Here is a 17,924-nt window from a genome sequence, read left to right as displayed (position 1 = left end):
GCTTTGAGTATCTATTACAAAAGGTTATTAATTGTATAAAGATAAATTGAAGGGATACACTTTCTTTGGCAAAATTTTATGAAAACTTCGCATTGATCATTCAGAACGTCTTTCAAATATAGTTGATAAATTAGGTTTATCTGTGTCATTTTTATCTTCTGTAGAAATTGGTAGAAAATCTGTTCCAGTAGGCATGGAAGAGAAAATCATAGAACTCTATGCTTTAGATCAAGAAAAAGCTTCTCTGTTAAAAAAGAAGCCTATCTTTGTCGAAAGAATTTTACAATCAAACCTTCTAATCCGTTGCAACATGAAACTGTTGTTGCATTTATGCTACTTTTAGATGTCTTATTTTAAGGGGCGTTAGCAGATTTCAAAGAAATGTTAGAAACACTCCATGAAGTATGCTTTTTGTAGAGGCTATTGCGAAATTCTATTCCCCAACTTTTATTTACGCATCCCTCATATTAAAAAAGATATATAAATACAGTAAGCTAGATGAATAAAGAATGGTATTAAAATCCTATAATCGAATACAATACAATGATTGTGTTAAAGACTTTAAAAGATATCTTTCATATAATAGAGAGGGAAGGGTGCTGAAGATGGTAGGCAATCATGGATAATATTAAAGCAGTGATTTTTTTATAAGATTCAAAAGTTGTGATGTAAGCTTAAAGAACATTTACATCGTTTTTGACTAAGACAGTTGCAAAAATCCAATTGATTTGGTTACATGTCAATTTGAAATAAATAAATCAGTAATTTAAAGATTTTAGTTGATTTAGGCTACCATCTTTGTCCATTTATGCGTAAAAGCGCAGAGAGTAAATTTTTACAAGGTATGATATATGTCGTATGATAGTTTTATTGCTGAAGTTAATGCTGAATTTCGTCAGGAAAAGGCGCTTGCTTTTTGGAGACGTTATGGTTTTTCAATTATTGGAGCAGTCCTTCTTTTCATCATCATGATAATTATTTATCAAATTTATTATCATGCACAAATAAAGAAAGCTGGTTATATTGGTGACGCATTTATAAAAAGCCTTAATTTTGCGGATACACGTCATTTTGATAAAGCGATAAAGCAATTGGAGAATGTTAAAGACTCTAACTTTGGAGGATATCCTTTTCTTGCTCGTTTGCGGGAGGCTTCTTTACTCATGGAGCAAGGTGATATGATTAAATCAGTGGAGATCTTTGATTCTGTTGCAGCGGATGGGAAAGCACCACAGATTTTGCGGAAAGTTGCAAAAATTCGAGCAGCCTATATTTTAGTTGATACAGGAACTTTGGAGGATGTCAAAAAGCGCGTCAAAGAGATGGCAAGTGATACCGATCCTATGCGTATGTCTGCAAGAGAAGCTTTAGGCTTAGCTGCTTATAAGTCGGATAAAATGGATGAGGCGGTTTATTATTTTAAGAAAATTTCTGAAGAAGGTGCTTTGGGTTTAAAAATAGCAGATCGGGCTCGAATGATGCTTGAGCTCATACAAGCCGAGGGCAAGACAAATAAGGAATAAATTGATGAGCCTTACCATTGCTATTGTTGGTCGTCCCAATGTTGGGAAATCAACACTTTTTAATCGTTTGGTTGGGCAAAGGTTGGCTTTGGTTGATGATAAGCCAGGTGTAACACGTGATCGGCGTATGCATGCGGCAAAACTTCAAGATCTACGTTTTGATGTGATTGATACGGCTGGGCTGGAAGAAGCAGGTGATCATACACTTGAGGGGCGTATGCGTTCTCATACAAAAGTTGCAATTGATGAAGCTGATCTTATTTTATTCGTATTTGATGCAAAGAGTGGAATAACACCAAGTGATTTAAACTTTGCTTCATTGGTTCGCAAATCAGGAAAACCAATAGTCCTTGTTGCTAATAAGTCTGAGTCAAGAGCGGCAACGGGAGGAGAGTATGAGGCGTGGTCATTAGGTTTGGGGGAGCCGTGCCCAATATCGGCTGAACATGGTTTGGGAATTAGTGATCTTCGTGATGCAATTATAGGGGCTGTTGGGGCAGAACGCGCTTTTGACAATAACAAAGAAGAAGATATTACGATACAGCCTGCATCTGTTGGTGATGATATAAACAATTTGGAAGAAGAGGGGCTTATGTACGATGAAAATAAGCCTATTCGGATTGCAATTGCGGGGCGCCCCAATACAGGAAAATCTACTCTTATCAATAGTATGCTGAAACAAGAGCGGTTATTAACAGGACCAGAAGCAGGACTTACGCGTGATTCTATTTCTGTAGATTGGGAATGGCGTGGTCGTCATGTTAAACTGTTTGATACTGCGGGTTTGCGTCGAAAATCGAAAATTCAAGAAAAGTTAGAAAAATTATCCGTTGCTGACACTTTGCGTGCTATTTGTTTTGCAGAAGTGGTGATCATTGTTTTTGATGCAACGATGCCTTTTGAAAAGCAGGATTTACAAATTGCTGATCTTGTGATTCGTGAAGGGCGTGTTCCAGTTATTGCTTTTAATAAGTGGGACCTTATTGAAAATAGTCAGGCTACATTGATTGATTTGCATGAAAAATGTGCACGATTTCTTCCTCAAGTTCGTGGTTTGAGAGCTGTTCCTTTATCGGGACAATATGGTCAAGGAATTGATAAACTTATGGAAAATGTGATGATGATGCACCGTGTATGGAATCGTCGCATTTCGACAGCTAAATTGAACCAATGGCTTGAAACTGTTGTGGCACATCATCCACCTCCTGCGGTTTCTGGACGTCGACTTAAGGTTAAATACATCACACAGGTTAAGACACGTCCTCCTGGATTTATGATTTCTTGCTCGCGCCCCAAAAGTATGCCCCAGTCGTATTTGCGTTACCTTGTCAATGGGTTGCGTGAAACATTTGATATGTTTGGTATACCAGTTCGCATATCATTACGAGCCTCTGATAATCCTTTTGCGACACGTTCCAAGAAGAAATGATAACTCTTTAATTTTATTGATAATCATTTATCATGAGCGCTATTGAATAGAGCTCTCTCATCTTGATAAAGGTCATTTATTTGCATGTCATGAGAAGAGTTTAATAGGGAGTATTTAAGAAAGAGTACATAATCCTCTTAATGGGTTATTATAAGTGCAAGAATAGATGCAATATGAGGGTAGGGGAATATAATTATGATGCTTGTTTGAAAAGCAGCATTAGATTATCGTTTCATAAAAATAAAGCTTATGAATAAGCGCTTTTGCTTACGATAGTTTGTTTGAATAAAAAGCAAAAATATTTGCTGAATCTACGGATATTCAATTGTAAAAAGCGAAGTTCATAAAAGTGGATTAAAATTGTATAAAGTGGTATGGTAATCGTGTTTAAAATTTATTATGTTCTATTGGCTTAATCTATTTGAAATTTTAGATTTATTAATATCTTGTATTTAAAGGAACTTCTCTTAATATCCTCAAGCTCATTTCGTGGTGGGGCCTTTAATGGCGTATGTAAAATACTTTGCGAATAGGATCATATAGAAACAATTGATTATTATTATTTTCATAAAATAAAAAGTGCAAGTTTATTCGAATAAAAGGAGAAAACCAACGCTCTCATACTGTTTTTAGCTTTCTATGTTCTCTTTCAAAACTAGGACTGATATAACATTGGGAGTCGGAAAATAAGATGGTATTAGTTTACACCTTTTGTTAAACGTAAAAATGGTTGTTCTATGAGTTTTATATTATTCACGTGAACTTTTCGTTATACATTCACGGGTGCTGTCGTGAAATCGGTTTAGGTGCTTGGAATATCTTTTTAAGAAAGCATGTAAATTGAAAAATACGTTATTTCTGCAATAAAATTTATACGATAACTTGTGATAGATTTCTTTTAGTATCTTGACGAATAAATTCGGGAACAATATGATGCACACGGTTTTATGAAATGTATTCTTACGTTGCTTTTTAATTAAGGAGCCAATGATGGCGATGGGCGAGAAACCCGTTATGAGCTGTAAGGAGGCTGAAGAGGAAAAGCAAGGAGAGTGTCTTCATTCAGAGGATTTGGAATGCCGTAGTAGGAACTTAAGCGTAGCTTTAGTACGCAAGCAAGCATTAAAGAAGCGGGAGCATAGGAATAAGCGGGAAAAATCACAAGGAAGGATGGCAGGTGCAATTAAGCTTTCCAGTGAGTTTCTGGCAAGTGTTATAGTTGGTATTGTTTTGGGGTTGGGGTTTGATAAGTTAGCAGATTCATGGCCTTGGGGATTGGTATTTTTTCTCTTCTTTGGATTTGCTGCTGGTGTATTGAGTATTCTTCGGTCTGTGGGGTATGTTTCCTCCAGTCAATTAGGAAAAGAAGGCGTATTGCGCCAAGATAAACAAAATAAAGGGGCCAATGAGAGGTCCGATAAATGAGGTTGAAGTGACAGCGCACGCTCCAGATCCTATTCATCAGTTTGAGGTTTTAAGGCTGATTAAGATTTCCATAGGAAATATGGATTTATCGTTTACAAATGTATCATTGTTTACAGTCCTCACGGTTGTTGTAACTTCTATTTTTCTCTTTATTTCATCATCGAGTCGTGGATTGGTTCCAACGCGGATGCAGTCTCTTTCGGAAATGGCCTATGAGTTTGTAGCATCGACTCTGCGGGAATCATCTGGTGTGCAGGGAATGCAGTTTTTTCCTTTAGTTTTTTCTCTGTTTACTTTTATTTTGGTTGCTAACTTTATTGGTCTCTTTCCTTATTTTTATACGGTTACGTCTCAAATCATGATCACGTTTTCATTAGCAATGGTGGTAATTTTGACGGTGATTGGGTATGGCTTTTATAAGCATGGGGTCAGTTTTTTGAAACTGTTCGTTCCCAGTGGAGTTCCTGTTGTGGTTTTACCTCTGGTGACAATGATTGAGGTTATTTCTTTTCTCTCCCGTCCAATTAGTCTTTCTCTTCGTCTTTTTGCGAATATGCTTGCTGGTCATATTACGCTTAAAGTGTTTTCTGGGTTTGTTGTTTCAATGATTGGGGTAGGGCTCGTAGGTGTGGGTGGTTCGATTTTACCGCTTATTATGACTGTAGCAATTACTGCTCTTGAGTTTTTGGTCGCATTTCTTCAGGCTTACGTCTTTACGGTTTTAACTTGTATGTATCTTAATGATGCAATTCATCCAGGACATTAATAAAACTGGCGGTTTTCCGTCGAATAATGCAATTTCGCTTTAAAGGAGAATAACATGGAAATGGTGCTTGCAGCAAAATATATTGGCGCTGGTCTTGCTTGCTTTGGTATGGCTGGAACAGCTTTAGGACTTGGTAATATTTTTGGTAGCTATCTTTCTGGTGCATTACGAAATCCATCAGCAGCAGATAGTCAGTTTGGACGTCTCGTCTTTGGTTTTGCTGTAACAGAGGCTTTGGGAATTTTTTCATTGCTCATTGCTTTATTACTTCTTTTTGGGGTTTAATCATCATCAAAAGGGTATATCTGTTCTTGCATGAGGAAAGATTTACCCTTTTAGGCTCTTAACCAGAGAGATGCCAGAGAGATGTTTGTCAGTTATCATCGGTTATAGAGGGCTTTAATAAGCTATTTAAAGGATGAAAGAAGATGTTTGTTTCAAGCGCTTATGCACAGAACACTGAAACGTCGATAGAACATATTAAAAAGGTGGCAGAGCATGCAAATCGTGTGTTTCCGCCTTTTGATTTTGTGCATTTTGGTTCGCATTTTTTCTGGTTGGCAATTTCTTTCGGACTGTTTTATCTTTTTATCTCCCGTGTAATTGTACCACGTATTGGCGGTGTTATTGAAACACGGCGAGATCGAATCGCATCTGATTTAGATCAGGCAATGCGCATGAAGCAAGAAGCAGACATTGTTGTTGAAACTTATGAGCGGAAATTAGCAGAAGCGCGTTTGAACGCGCAGGCTATAGCGCAGGTAGCTAGTGAAGAATTAAAAGAAAAGGCAGAGCTTGAACGGAAAGAAATTGAAGAGAGTTTAGAGAAAAAACTCGCAGATGCTGAAAAACAGATAGCAAAAATTCGGGATAAAGCCATGCAAAATGTTGGTTCTATCGCTGAAGAAGTAGCTCTTGAAATTGTGAAAAAATTGATTGACGTTGATATCAACAAAGAGGCTGTTCGTTCAGTTGTTAAAACTGCAGATTATTGAGGAAGAAAAAGATGACTGATACTTTTTGGGCATTTGTTGGGTTAGTTCTTTTTTTGGCTCTTTTAGTCTATTTCCAAATTCCACAGAGGGTTATACACCATCTTGATGCGCGCGCGAAACGTATCAAAGATGAACTGGATGAGGCTCTGCGTCTTCGTGAAGAGGCACAGGAAATATTGGCTGAATATCAACGCAAACATGCAGAAGCAGAAAAAGATGCGCAAGAAATTATTGCAGCAGCAAAGCATGAAGTTGAATCTGTTATTGCTGAAGCCCGTGCAAAAGCAGAAGAATATGTAAAAAACCGCAATAAATTGGCAGAACAAAAAATTTCCCAAGCAGAAGCCGATGCTATGCGCATGGTTTCTTCATCGGCTATTGATTTGGCAATTTCTACAGCACGTACCCTTATTACAAGAGAAATAGATGCTAACAAGGTAGATGAACTTATTAAAGAGTCTCTTGAGAAAGAATCATTTATCAAAATGAAAACATATCTTAATTAATGATATTTGAGAGATAAAGAACAGTCTCTTTGGTTGCATAATTTTCTCAATATTAATTAGTATCAATATTAATTAATAAAAGTCATAAAAAAGAAAAATTTATCTTCATTGTTTTTATCAGTTAATAGGCTCTTTGATTTTAAATGACAAGTTTTGAGAAGTCTGCAACCGATTGTGTAACAATGTGAGTGCGTTTGAGAAGAGCAAGACGGTTAGCACGAACATCAGGTTTTTTATCATTCACCAATACTTTTTCAAAAAATATATCAATCAATTTTCCAAGTGGCGCTAGCACACTGAGGGCAAATGATAAATTTGTTGTATTGATGGGAGCAAGAACTTTTTTTTCTACTTCACAGATTGCATGATAGAGCTGTTTTTCTTCTTTCTCGACAAAGAGCTCAAAATTAATTTCATTCGCTATTTTTGTGCTTTTTTGAAATTCATTTTCAAGAATATTGGCAGTACGTTTTACAGAGGCTACAAAGTTCATTCCATCATGGGTGTTGATAAAAGCGATAAGCGATTCGACACGACGTGCAACCAATAAAAAATCATCAGAATCTTTATTTAAAACGGCTTCAAGGGCGTCGTAACGAGCGCCTTCCTCTTTTAGATAGATTTTCAAACGGTCATGAAAAAAGAATAACAGATCTGATAAAATATATTCTGTTTTTTCTGGAAGCAGATTCTGCAATTGTGGATTTTCTCTTTGAGAGATTTCATATTTATTTTTTTGTTGTAAGAAAAGATTCGTTGCTAACTGGAACAGTGGCATAAGATTGATTTTCCAATCTCGCGAAAGTACAAGCCTAATAATTCCCAATGCTGCTCGTCTTAACGCATAGGGATCTTTTGAGCCCGTTGGTTTTTCATTAATGAGCCAAAAGCCAACGAGCATGTCAATTTTGTCGGAGAGCATAACGGTTATAGCAAGTGGTTCTTGTGGAAGACGATCTGTTGGTCCTTGAGGTTTATAATGGTCTTCGATTGCTACAGCGACGTGAGGATCTTCCCCTTGAAGAAGGGCGTATTTTTGCCCCATAACACCTTGTAGTTCAGGAAATTCTCCGACAATTTCTGTTTGCAAATCAGCTTTTGCAAGGATGGCTGCACGTTTCGCTAAGAGAGGATCTGCTTGTATCAAAGGTGCAATTTTTTGTGCGAGTGTAGCGATGCGTTCTACTCTTGCACCTTGTGTACCTAATTTGGCGTGAAAAGTTACATTCAAATGATCAAGTCGCGCCATTCTTTGATCAAGAGGTTTTTTTATATCAAGATCAAATTTTTTTACAGAAGATTCCAATTGTTTAATATCGGGCAAATCACGCTGATCTGTTTTCCAAAAATAGAGTGCATCAGAAAGACGAGCATGGACAACCTTACTATTTCCTTTAGAAATTTCTTTGCCTTCATCATTGGCGAGAATATTAGAAACGAGAATAAAATGATGAGAAAGTTTTATCTTTTCCCCTTGTTTACGGGTGACAAAACATTTTTGATTAGCTCGAATGGTCAAGCGAATAATTTCTGGAGGAATATCAAGGAATGATTTGTCAAAATCACCCATAAGGATAACAGGCCATTCAACAAGGCCAGAAACTTCTTCTAGGAGGGCATTATCTTGAACCAGTTCTAAACCGTTTGCAAAGCAAAGATTTTGAGCATCAGCTAAAATAATATTCTTTCGTCTTTCTGCATCCAGAATGACTTTGTGTGTTTCAAGTTGAGTAACATAGTCATCAAAGCGACGCACCTGGAATGGCTTTCCGTCACTTAAGAAACGATGACCATAAGTTAGATTATTGCTCTTAAGAGAACCAATTGTAAACGGAACAACATGTGTTTCGCCAATTTCTGGTCCGAAGATGCAAAGAATATTTTGTAAAGGTCTAATCCACTTCAAAGTACCACTTTGTGCTGAATCTTTTCCCCAACGCATAGATTTAGGCCATGGAAAGTTGCGGATAATATCCGGTAAAATATCGGCAATAATTTCTTCTGCAGCTCGACCTTTTTTAACAATTTTAGCAATATAAAAATGACCTTTTTTATCATCATGTCCAATATGCGCTTCAGAAACATCATTTAATCCTGTTGCACGTAGAAAACCATCAATTACATGCTGTGGTGATTTTATACTGGGACCTTTGCGTTCTTCATGGACATCTTTGGAGCGTATAGAAAGTCCGCGTACGTCCAATGTTAACCGACGAGGTGTCCAATATTCACGAGCGGCTTTATAGGTTAATCCAGCATTCACAAGTTGATCCGTAACAGCTTTTTTAAGATCAGCAGCAGCTTTTCGTTGCATACGTGCGGGTATTTCTTCACTGAAAAGTTCAAGAAGAAGATCAGACATTAGGCCTCTCCAGTATATATTTGTCCAGCTTCTGTGAGTAAGAAGGCTTCCCCACAACGGCGCGCGAGATTACGAACGCGAAGAATGTAATTTTGTCGTTCGGTTACAGAAATAACGCCACGTGCTTGCAAAAGATTAAAGATATGGCTCGCTTTAATACATTGATCATAGGCAGGAAAAACACAGCGATGGAATACATTTTCTTTATTTGGTTTTCCAGCATCAAGAAGTGCGCTGCATTCGCGTTCTGCATCGATAAAGTGCTGATGGAGCAGTTTTGTATCAGCAAATTCGAAGTTGTAATATGAGTATTCCTGTTCTGCCTGTAAAAAAATATCTCTATAACTTATTTTGTTTTCTCCCTCTAAACCATTAAAGTTAAGGTCATAGACGTTATCAACCCCTTGGATATACATCGCTAGACGCTCAAGACCGTATGTGAGTTCCCCTGAAACTGGAGCGCATTCAATGCCGCACACTTGTTGAAAATAAGTAAATTGAGAGACTTCCATTCCATCGCACCAACATTCCCATCCAAGCCCCCAAGCACCAAGAGTGGGACTTTCCCAATCATCTTCAACAAAGCGAATATCATGCAGTTTTGTATCAAGCCCGATAGCTTGTAGCGACTTTATATAAAGTTCTTGTAGATTGAGCGGAGAGGGTTTGAGAAGCACTTGGAATTGATAATAGTGTTGTAAACGATTTGGATTCTTACCATATCGGCCATCTGTTGGACGTCGAGAGGGTTGGACATAAGCAACTTTCCAAGGGCGTGGCCCTAGAGAGCGTAATGTTGTTGCTGGATGAAAAGTCCCAGCTCCGACTTCCATATCGTAAGGTTGCAAAATTGCACATCCATAGTGTGCCCAATAATTTTGCAAAGTTAAGATTAGTCCCTGAAAAGAACGTTTGGGGTTAAGATGTTCAGGCAGTTTCACGCTTTATACTCTTTATATTGGACTAAACAAAAAAACAAAGTAATTTTAGTTTCTCTATTTATTATTCATGTGGTTTATGGTTAAGCATCGTTTATTGCAAACCAAATTTCAACTTTTCTTGAATTTGTTCAGAATTTTCTGGTTTTCCGTCAATTGCGTGGTTCCATTGAAAGATTGCTTCACGTTTACGTCCAACTTTCCAATAGGCATCCCCTAAATGATCATTCAGTGTTGGGTCTTCAGGTTGTAATCTGACAGCATTTTCTAATATTTGCACTGCTTTATTATATTCTTTTAGTTTATAATAAGCCCACCCTAAAGAATCGAGAATATGACTGTTGTGAGCTTGCAAAGCAGAGGCTTTTTGTAGCATACGGAGCGATTCTTCAAGCTTCTCACCACGTTCCACAAGGGAATAGGCTAAATAATTAAGAACCTGCGGTTGATTTGGGAAAAATTCAAGTGATTTTCGCAAGTCAAGTTCTGCTTTTGGCCATTGCTTTAAACGTTCAAAAGCAATACCACGCTGATAAAAGAGTTTCCAATCGTCCTGCTGAAAGTTTTTTATCTTTGTAATAGCGTAGTCTAGAGTTTTAATAGCCTCAAGAAATTTATTGTCCTGCATATAAAAAGCAACGAGCGTTATCAAAATATTACGATCATTGGGAAATTTTTTATTTAACAATGTGAGTAATTTTATTGCTTCTTTGTAATTGTTGTTATTGGCAAGAAGGAATGCAAGATGAAGTTGTCCATCTTTATAATAAGGAGATTTAGGGGATAAAGCGCGATAAAGTTTAATTGCTTGATGTGGATCGTTCAATTTAGCAGAAATGTGTGCGAGCTGAAACAGTGTTGCGTCATTTTGAGGGTATAAGGCGAAAGATAATTGCTTAAAAATACGTGCAATTCGCCCTGAGTTTTTGTAGTTGAGGGCTGTTCCAAAATTATATAATACCTCGGCTGCTCCTTGTTGAGGTGTTTTAATAACTCTCTCTAAGAAAGAATTTTTTTCAATTTTTTCTTGAAAGTTTTTAAGGACTTCTCGACCTGACAACATTTGTTCGCCATGCTGGATTGTTTGAAGGGCTTGGTTGCGCATATTATGGCGCAATTGGAATGAGGCATAGGCTATGATAATACGCTCATAAGTATTAGGAGCGATAAGAGTTCCCTGTTTGTTACTCAGTGCTTTAATGAAATATTTTTTTGCATCCTTTGGCCGTTCTGCAAGGTCGCTCATAAGTGCTAGATGATAAGATATAAAAAGATCATACCAGACAGGACCTTTGAGTTTCTTAAGATCATCGATTGCCTGAGATTTGTGTCCAGATCCAAATGTAATCCAAGCACTAATTAATTCAGGTATTGGATTATTGGACGTAGGAAGTTCCTTTAATTTCAGAAGAGCCTTGGCATTCTTATAATCTTTTTTGATGAGACTTTCTACTGACAAAGTTAAGGAAACAAAGGGAGTTATAACATCGTTCTCTTTGAGTTTTTGGGCTTGTTGGACAGCTTCTTTAAAGTTTCCGACCGAGAGCATAGCTTCAAGGAGCTCTTTTTGTGTTTCAATGTTATCAGGTTGATAAACCAGTGCTTGTTTAAAATAATTGATAGCAAGTTCTGTTTTATTTTCATGATTTGCAACCCTTCCAGCTAAATAAGCACCTGTAAATGAGCTTGTATGAGTTGCTGCACTTATTTTACTGTAGGTGAGGGATGGCATCAGCATGATACCCACGATAAAGAGGGCAAAAAGTCGAGATACCGTTGCAGAGCACATGGAGTTAATCCTTTTCAAGATAATCAATTGATGGTGTTGTTTATAGATCATATCTCATTACTTTGTTGAGAAATACTGCGATTCTTGCAAAGAATTCAGTTTACGCGCGCAATACAAAATTCAACAGTCTCAACGAGAGCATTATAAGCAAGATTTTCATTCATGGGAACAAGAGCATCAATTGCATATTTTCCATAGATGCGTGCTTGTTCTATTGTATCTGTGATACTATCATACTTTTCCATTAAGTGTTGTGCGTGTGCGAAGGATTCATCATTATTATTGCCATCTTCAAGTGCCTTTTTCCAGAAATCTTTTTCTAGCATATTCCCACGCTCATAGGCGAGAATAACAGGCATTGTGATTTTTCCTTCTCTAAAATCATCCCCTATATTTTTTCCTAAGTTTTGAGCACTACCGCTATAGTCAAGTGCATCATCAATTAATTGGAAAGCTAAACCTAAGGATGTTCCATATTCACGTAATGAAGAACGCTCTTTATTTCCATAGCCAGCAATAATGGGTCCTACTTCAGCGGCTGCTGAAAAAAGTGCTGCTGTTTTTGCATCGATGATTTTGAGATATTCTGAAGGGCTGGTTTTTATATTTTTTGCGGCAGAAAGTTGCATAACTTCTCCTTCAGCAATAATTGCAGCAGCGTTGGCTAGGACAGAGAGCGCTTCTATGGAACCGACATCGACCATCATTTTAAAGGCCTGCCCCAATAGGAAATCACCAACAAGTACACTTGCTTGATTCCCCCAAATCATACGTGCTGTAGATTTTCCACGTCGTAAATTACTTTCATCAATCACATCATCGTGTAGTAATGTTGCTGTATGCATAAATTCAACAGCTGTTGCGAGTTTTATATGCCCGTCACTTTGATAACCGAACATATGAGCAGAAGCGAGCGTAATCATTGGGCGTAATCGCTTTCCACCTGATGAAATAAGATGGTTAGAAATTTCAGGGATCATCTCAACCTCTGATTTTGCCATAGAGAGAATAAATTGATTTACGCAATCCATATCTTTTTGAGTAAGATTGACAAGAGATTGAAGAGAAATTTGATTATTTCTTATTTGTTTTGGTTTGATAGCTGCACTCAATGTGTTTACTCCTAGAGTATTGCAATGGACATATATAAAATTTACTTTATTCATTAGCATAAAGGGGGTTTGGTTTTGACTCAAGCTTTTGATGTCGTTTAAAAGTGTTAGCTTGGAATGTTATTGGCAAGAAATGTTCTTTAGCGAGTGTAATCTTATTGTTATAAAATAATAAAAAATTTAAAATAGCAGCTGAATGGCAAAAATGCAGTTTATAAAGGTGAGCATTAGGCTTTTAAATGGATAAAGCAGCGAATCAGAGTGGTGAAACAATTGACAGTTTTCACCGCGGGAAATTTTATTTGGTTCAACCCCATAAATATGGTCATCGTTCTGGAATGGATGCGATGTTATTAGCTAGTTTGGTTCCAAGTGATTTAAAGGGCAAGGTTGTTGATTTAGGTGCTGGTGCTGGAGCTGCAGGGTTAGCTGTTGCTTCGCGTTGTCTGAAAGTTCATGTTACCTTAGTTGAACGTTCGGCTTTTATGATATCTTATGCTCAAAAAACGCTTATGCTAAAACAAAATAAACAATTTGCTGGCCGCATTTGTTTGCTAGAAGCAGATGTTACTTTCAAGGGGAATGAACGTATAAAAGCAGGTTTGATAGATAATAGCTTTGATTTTGCGATTATGAATCCACCTTTTAATAATCCTACTGATCGCAAGACACCTGATCAACAAAAATCTGAAGCACACGTTATGCCTGAAGCGATGTTTGATAATTGGTTGCGGAGTGCAGCAGCGATTGTCAAGCCAGGTGGATACTTAGGGCTCATTGCACGACCACAATCACTAGTAGATATTTTGCGTGCTTTAGAAGGGCGCTTTGGTGGTATTTGCATCGTTCCTGTGCATGCACGTGCAAAGACAGCAGCAATTCGTCTTTTATTTTACGCAAAACGAGGAAGCAGAGCAGCTTTATCTATTTTACCGGCACTGGTGATACATGAAGATAATGGTCATACTTTTTCACCACGGATTGATGCAATTAATAATGGATATATAAGCTTGTGGGAACTTTTGTAATGGTATCTTGTGTTTTTCAGTTTATTCTTTAAAGTCTACACTTTGTTACTAGGGAGGTTTAGCTTTTGTATGAAATTATATTTCTGGTTGTAATGTGGGGATTGATTGGCGCTTTTGGATGGTATCGCGTTGTTCCTTTTTGTTGTCCTGTCCTCTTTAATTTTTCTTAACTTATAAGGAGATTTTGTTTTGATTGACGTTATCAAGAAACTTGTTCCCCATCGTTTTTCTTCCAATAAATTAGAAATTCCTGTGGTTCGCCTTCAAGGGGCGATTATGGATTCATCAGCATCTATATCTCGTACGCTTTCCCTTAGTAGATGTGCTAGTCTTTTAGAGAAGGCTTTTGCGTACAAAAAAGCACCGGCTATTGCCCTTATTATCAATTCTCCTGGAGGTTCACCTGTACAATCGCGTTTAATCTTCAAGCGTATTCGTGATTTGGCAGAAGAAAAAAATAAAAAGGTTCTTGTATTTATTGAAGATATAGCAGCATCCGGTGGTTATATGATTGCTTGTGCAGGAGATGAAATTTTTGCAGATCCTTCTTCGATTGTTGGTTCCATTGGGGTGGTTTCAGCTTCCTTTGGTTTTCCGGAACTTTTAAAGAAAATTGGTGTGGAACGGCGCGTTTACACAGCAGGAAAGAACAAGGTTACACTAGATCCATTTCAGCCTGAAAAAAAGGCGGATATTGAGCATTTGAAATCTCTCCAACTGGAAGTACATCAAACTTTTATCGATTTAGTTAAAGAGCGGCGTTCTACAAAATTATCAAATGATTTGAATCTCTTTACAGGAATGTTTTGGAGTGGAAAAAAAGGCGTTGAACTTGGTTTGATTGACGGATTGAATGATGTACGTTCTGTTATTAAGGAGCGCTTTGGTAATGATGCAAAACTTCGACTTATTATGCCTCCAAAAAGTTTTTTAAGCCCTAAAACGCCTTCAGGAGTGACTGCTCATACAGTTTATACAGCAGTTGACAGTGCGTTGATGGCAGCAGAAGAGCGGGCACTTTGGCGGCGTTACGGTTTGTGAGGCCAAAAATCATTCGAGAGGAGATTTTATCTAAAAACAGATGATAGAAAAAAAGCTTGAAATGATACGAAAGTTTATTTTGTATAAGCATTCTCCATATTTATTACTTATTTAGAAAACAGTTAAGAATATTTCAAGCTGTTTATAGGGTTTATGCTACAGGTATGAATGAAAGGGGCATATTTATAAAAGAACTCTGTATAGGTTAATATTACGTCATATGATATCACATGTAAAAGCTTCGATCCAAAGACATTCTTATGTATTTACACCCATTAAATTGAATTTGGCTTTGCATGTTGTGGGGCAACGTGCTGATGGTTATCATTTAATAGAAAGTTTGGTTTATTTTAGTCTTAGCGGTGATTGCTTACACTATGCGTCTTGTGAAAGTGACCAGTTTGTTTTAACGGGGCCATTTGCAAAAGGGCTTGTTTCTCATTCAGATAATTTGGTTATTCGTGCACGAGATTTTATGCATAAGACTTTTCCTGAAAGTGCTCAACCTGCGTTTTTTCGACTTGTAAAAACATTACCTGTTGCCTCAGGTATTGGTGGTGGCTCAGGTGATGCTGCTGGGGTTGTAAGCATGTTGTATCAACAGTGGAATCTTGATTGCCCTTATGAAAAATTAGCAAAAATGAGTTTAGTTCTTGGTGCTGATGTACCCATGTGTCTTTTTGCATTAGAATATCAGCAGCCCCTTTTGGTTAAAGGGATTGGTCAAAAGATTATACGATTACAAGAGGCTTGTTCACTGGCAATGGTATTGGTTAATCATGGACAAGAAATTTCAACACAAGCTGTTTTTAAAGCGTTAGAGAAGCGTCATCATCCTTCTTTAAAAATTGATTCAGTCGCTTTAAAGACTGTTGATTCATTGGTTGAGGTTTTACAAGAAACGCGTAATGATCTTTTTTCTCCGGCATTAAAAATGGCACCTCAGTTAGCCGAAGTGTTATCTGTATTAGATGAATGTGGGTCTCTTTTTTCTCGTATGTCTGGAACGGGGGCAACTTGTTTTGGCATTTTTAAAAATCAACAAGCAGCGCAAAAGGCAGCTCTTTTTATCAAATCAATGTACCCAAATTGGTTTGTAAAACCGATCATGACTTTAGGAACTATTTGAGAAATAAAAACTTTTATTTTGTCTTGATTCTACTATACATAATGAAAAGGGTAACTAAAGAAATCTACTTTTTGTTTTTTAAACAAAATGAATACATGCTAGAATAATTTTTTAGAAGAAAAATGGACAATAGGATACTCTTTATCTCATGGTTTGTTTTTATCTTTTGTGTAAGAATTCGCAGAATGTTTGAAAAGCCATTTAAAACTGTAATGCTTGCAAAAAATAAGTAGGTTACAGAAATAAGTGTATATTTGTTGTATTTGTGATTTATCAAAGATGTTTAATTTGCCGCTTCAGCCAAATTTCTTGTGTGAATTGAATTTGCAGAAACAGGGTTTTTTTCATATAGCTGGTGTTGATGAAGTAGGACGAGGACCTCTCGCTGGACCGGTGGTAACGGCAGCAGTTATCTTGGATAAAGGTCATATTCCTGATGGATTAAATGATTCAAAAAAACTTTCTTTTCTTCAACGAAGTAGACTTTATCATGAAATTTTGCAAAGTGCATTGGCGGTTTCAGTTGCTAGTGTTTGCGCTCGTACAATTGATCAATCTAATATTAGACAAGCAACTTTAGAAGCAATGCGTCGCTGTATTAAAGGATTAGCTGTTTCAGCCCACTATGTACTTGTTGATGGACGTGATATTCCCTCTGGGTTGTCTTGTCCCGCAATTGCGTTGATTAAGGGCGATCAGCGTTCGGTTTCAATTGCAGCCGCATCTATTATTGCGAAGGTAACGCGTGACCGGATGATGGAATGTGCAGGACAAGTTTATAAAGGCTATGGTTTAGAGAAGCATGTAGGATATGCAACGTTAGTTCATCGTACGGCTCTTAATAAATATGGTCCAATCGTAGGATTACATCGTTATAGTTTTGCACCACTAAAAGAACGTTATAGGAATGATGTATCATGACGATTCTACCACTCAATAGCGCTTCAATAAAAGAGGCAATAGCGCTTCTTGAACAAGGAAAGTTAGTAGCGTTACCAACGGAAACTGTTTATGGATTAGCAGGCGATGCGACCAATGGGAGGGCAATTTCTTCTATTTATTCTACAAAGGGTCGTCCGCAAATTAATCCTCTTATTGCGCATGTCAGCGGCATCGAAATGGCGGAACGTTATGTTAAAATCGACTTTCTTTCACGCCAATTAATGGAGGAATTTTGGCCAGGACCTTTGACATTGGTTTTGCCTTTAAAGGAACAGCATAATATCCATCCTTTAACGACTGCCGGTTTGAATACATTGGCTATTCGTTTTCCAGACAGTCGTTTTGCGGAAGTTGTACAATATTTTGGACGCCCACTTGCTGCTCCTAGTGCGAATCAATCAGGACGTCTTAGTCCTACTTCCGCTGAGGCTGTTTTTGCATCTTTGGGGGAATCTGTTTCTTTGATATTGGATGGAGGATTTTCTAGAATAGGGCTTGAATCAACGATTATTAAGATTTGTGGTGAAAATATTTATCTTTTGCGTCCAGGGGGGCTTGCGGCTGATGAAATTGAAGAAGTTGTGGGGAAGCCTTTAAAACGGATAGATCAAAGGGCGGCAATTGAAGCTCCTGGGATGTTAAAGTCGCATTATGCTCCCAATGCCACGGTTCGTTTGAATGTAGAAAAGGTGGAAAGTGGTGAAGCGCTTTTAGCATTTGGTTCAAAGCGTGTTATGGGGGCTGAAAATGCTGTTTCTATTTTAAACCTTAGCGAAGATGGAAAATTGGAAGAGGCAGCCTCTCATTTATTTCAATATATGAAGGAATTAGATTCATTTAAAGTGAGATGTATCGCAGTAGAACCTATTCCATCATACGGATTAGGGGAGGCTATCAATGATCGTCTTATACGGGCTGCGGCTCCAAAGGAGAAATGAA

Annotated in this window: 16 protein-coding genes and 1 pseudogene; 13 read left to right on the top strand and 4 right to left on the bottom strand. The window is 37.6% G+C overall.

Annotation, left to right across the window (positions count from 1 at the left end):
- The first annotated feature begins 91 nt into the window (after nt 1–91).
- From ACFIMU_RS02025 to ACFIMU_RS01990, 8 genes and pseudogenes are all read left to right on the top strand, one after another.
- Nucleotides 92–357 (top strand): annotated as a pseudogene (locus ACFIMU_RS02025) (XRE family transcriptional regulator).
- A gap of 494 nt (nt 358–851) precedes the next feature.
- Complete coding sequence (locus ACFIMU_RS02020) at nt 852–1,523, top strand: tetratricopeptide repeat protein (protein ID WP_375606436.1); 672 nt, start codon at nt 852–854, stop codon at nt 1,521–1,523.
- A 4-nt stretch (nt 1,524–1,527) separates the two neighbouring features.
- Nucleotides 1,528–2,952, top strand: a complete 1,425-nt coding sequence (der, locus tag ACFIMU_RS02015) for a ribosome biogenesis GTPase Der (protein ID WP_375696778.1) — start codon at nt 1,528–1,530, stop codon at nt 2,950–2,952.
- 990 nt (nt 2,953–3,942) lie between these two features.
- Nucleotides 3,943–4,377 carry an AtpZ/AtpI family protein gene (locus ACFIMU_RS02010; RefSeq protein WP_375615297.1) on the top strand — a complete coding sequence of 145 codons (435 nt, stop codon included), beginning with the start codon at nt 3,943–3,945 and terminating at the stop codon, nt 4,375–4,377.
- A 7-nt stretch (nt 4,378–4,384) separates the two neighbouring features.
- The gene (locus ACFIMU_RS02005) at nt 4,385–5,143 is read left to right on the top strand and encodes a F0F1 ATP synthase subunit A (protein ID WP_375606478.1); all 759 of its coding nucleotides are present in this window, start codon (nt 4,385–4,387) and stop codon (nt 5,141–5,143) included.
- A 54-nt stretch (nt 5,144–5,197) separates the two neighbouring features.
- Entirely contained in the window at nt 5,198–5,428 is a 231-nt protein-coding gene (locus tag ACFIMU_RS02000; RefSeq protein WP_005773968.1) for a F0F1 ATP synthase subunit C, read from the top strand.
- A 143-nt stretch (nt 5,429–5,571) separates the two neighbouring features.
- Nucleotides 5,572–6,138, top strand: a complete 567-nt coding sequence (locus ACFIMU_RS01995) for a F0F1 ATP synthase subunit B (protein ID WP_375606433.1) — start codon at nt 5,572–5,574, stop codon at nt 6,136–6,138.
- A gap of 11 nt (nt 6,139–6,149) precedes the next feature.
- A complete protein-coding gene (locus ACFIMU_RS01990; RefSeq protein WP_375606432.1) occupies nt 6,150–6,644 on the top strand; it encodes a F0F1 ATP synthase subunit B in 495 nt (164 codons plus the stop codon).
- Nucleotides 6,645–6,783: 139 nt separating this feature from the next.
- Here ACFIMU_RS01990 and glyS read toward each other — a convergent pair whose 3' ends face one another.
- The 4 genes from glyS to ACFIMU_RS01970 all read right to left on the bottom strand — a co-directional run bounded on the left by glyS (nt 6,784) and on the right by ACFIMU_RS01970 (nt 12,905).
- Nucleotides 6,784–9,006, bottom strand: coding sequence for a glycine--tRNA ligase subunit beta (glyS, locus tag ACFIMU_RS01985; protein WP_375695803.1), 2,223 nt, complete (start codon nt 9,004–9,006; stop codon nt 6,784–6,786).
- The gene (locus ACFIMU_RS01980; protein WP_375606430.1) at nt 9,006–9,947 is read right to left on the bottom strand and encodes a glycine--tRNA ligase subunit alpha; all 942 of its coding nucleotides are present in this window, start codon (nt 9,945–9,947) and stop codon (nt 9,006–9,008) included. Before ACFIMU_RS01980 ends, glyS begins: the two co-directional genes overlap by 1 nt.
- A gap of 91 nt (nt 9,948–10,038) precedes the next feature.
- Nucleotides 10,039–11,733 carry a tetratricopeptide repeat protein gene (locus tag ACFIMU_RS01975; RefSeq protein ID WP_375687432.1) on the bottom strand — a complete coding sequence of 565 codons (1,695 nt, stop codon included), beginning with the start codon at nt 11,731–11,733 and terminating at the stop codon, nt 10,039–10,041.
- Between the two features lie 95 nt (nt 11,734–11,828).
- The gene (locus ACFIMU_RS01970) at nt 11,829–12,905 is read right to left on the bottom strand and encodes a polyprenyl synthetase family protein (RefSeq protein WP_375606428.1); all 1,077 of its coding nucleotides are present in this window, start codon (nt 12,903–12,905) and stop codon (nt 11,829–11,831) included.
- A gap of 179 nt (nt 12,906–13,084) precedes the next feature.
- On the opposite strand from ACFIMU_RS01970, the gene ACFIMU_RS01965 reads away from it, so the two are divergent.
- From ACFIMU_RS01965 to ACFIMU_RS01945, 5 genes are all read left to right on the top strand, one after another.
- The gene (locus ACFIMU_RS01965; RefSeq protein ID WP_375615289.1) at nt 13,085–13,873 is read left to right on the top strand and encodes a tRNA1(Val) (adenine(37)-N6)-methyltransferase; all 789 of its coding nucleotides are present in this window, start codon (nt 13,085–13,087) and stop codon (nt 13,871–13,873) included.
- A gap of 189 nt (nt 13,874–14,062) precedes the next feature.
- Complete coding sequence (locus ACFIMU_RS01960; RefSeq protein ID WP_375696777.1) at nt 14,063–14,914, top strand: S49 family peptidase; 852 nt, start codon at nt 14,063–14,065, stop codon at nt 14,912–14,914.
- Nucleotides 14,915–15,134: 220 nt separating this feature from the next.
- The gene (locus ACFIMU_RS01955) at nt 15,135–16,043 is read left to right on the top strand and encodes a 4-(cytidine 5'-diphospho)-2-C-methyl-D-erythritol kinase (RefSeq protein ID WP_375606425.1); all 909 of its coding nucleotides are present in this window, start codon (nt 15,135–15,137) and stop codon (nt 16,041–16,043) included.
- A gap of 279 nt (nt 16,044–16,322) precedes the next feature.
- Entirely contained in the window at nt 16,323–16,964 is a 642-nt protein-coding gene (locus ACFIMU_RS01950) for a ribonuclease HII (protein ID WP_375606424.1), read from the top strand.
- The gene (locus ACFIMU_RS01945) at nt 16,961–17,923 is read left to right on the top strand and encodes an L-threonylcarbamoyladenylate synthase (protein ID WP_375607815.1); all 963 of its coding nucleotides are present in this window, start codon (nt 16,961–16,963) and stop codon (nt 17,921–17,923) included. The genes ACFIMU_RS01950 and ACFIMU_RS01945 overlap by 4 nt, the downstream gene beginning before the upstream one ends.
- The last annotated feature ends 1 nt before the right edge of the window (nt 17,924 follow it).

Origin of the sequence: Bartonella sp. AC70YNML (genome assembly GCF_042196545.1) — a bacterium.
GTDB lineage: Bacteria > Pseudomonadota > Alphaproteobacteria > Rhizobiales > Rhizobiaceae > Bartonella.
The sequence above is the reverse complement of the archived record's forward strand: the minus strand, read 5'-3'. Positions and strand labels throughout refer to the sequence as shown.

Coding starts and splice junctions, on each gene's coding strand:
- ACFIMU_RS02020 (WP_375606436.1), top strand. CDS start 852: ATGTCGTATGATAGTTTTATTGCTGAAGTTAATGCTGAATTTCGTCAG.
- der (WP_375696778.1), top strand. CDS start 1,528: ATGAGCCTTACCATTGCTATTGTTGGTCGTCCCAATGTTGGGAAATCA.
- ACFIMU_RS02010 (WP_375615297.1), top strand. CDS start 3,943: ATGGCGATGGGCGAGAAACCCGTTATGAGCTGTAAGGAGGCTGAAGAG.
- ACFIMU_RS02000 (WP_005773968.1), top strand. CDS start 5,198: ATGGAAATGGTGCTTGCAGCAAAATATATTGGCGCTGGTCTTGCTTGC.
- ACFIMU_RS01995 (WP_375606433.1), top strand. CDS start 5,572: ATGTTTGTTTCAAGCGCTTATGCACAGAACACTGAAACGTCGATAGAA.
- ACFIMU_RS01990 (WP_375606432.1), top strand. CDS start 6,150: ATGACTGATACTTTTTGGGCATTTGTTGGGTTAGTTCTTTTTTTGGCT.
- glyS (WP_375695803.1), bottom strand. CDS start 9,006: ATGTCTGATCTTCTTCTTGAACTTTTCAGTGAAGAAATACCCGCACGT.
- ACFIMU_RS01975 (WP_375687432.1), bottom strand. CDS start 11,733: ATGTGCTCTGCAACGGTATCTCGACTTTTTGCCCTCTTTATCGTGGGT.
- ACFIMU_RS01970 (WP_375606428.1), bottom strand. CDS start 12,905: ATGCTAATGAATAAAGTAAATTTTATATATGTCCATTGCAATACTCTA.
- ACFIMU_RS01965 (WP_375615289.1), top strand. CDS start 13,085: ATGGATAAAGCAGCGAATCAGAGTGGTGAAACAATTGACAGTTTTCAC.
- ACFIMU_RS01955 (WP_375606425.1), top strand. CDS start 15,135: ATGATATCACATGTAAAAGCTTCGATCCAAAGACATTCTTATGTATTT.
- ACFIMU_RS01950 (WP_375606424.1), top strand. CDS start 16,323: ATGTTTAATTTGCCGCTTCAGCCAAATTTCTTGTGTGAATTGAATTTG.
- ACFIMU_RS01945 (WP_375607815.1), top strand. CDS start 16,961: ATGACGATTCTACCACTCAATAGCGCTTCAATAAAAGAGGCAATAGCG.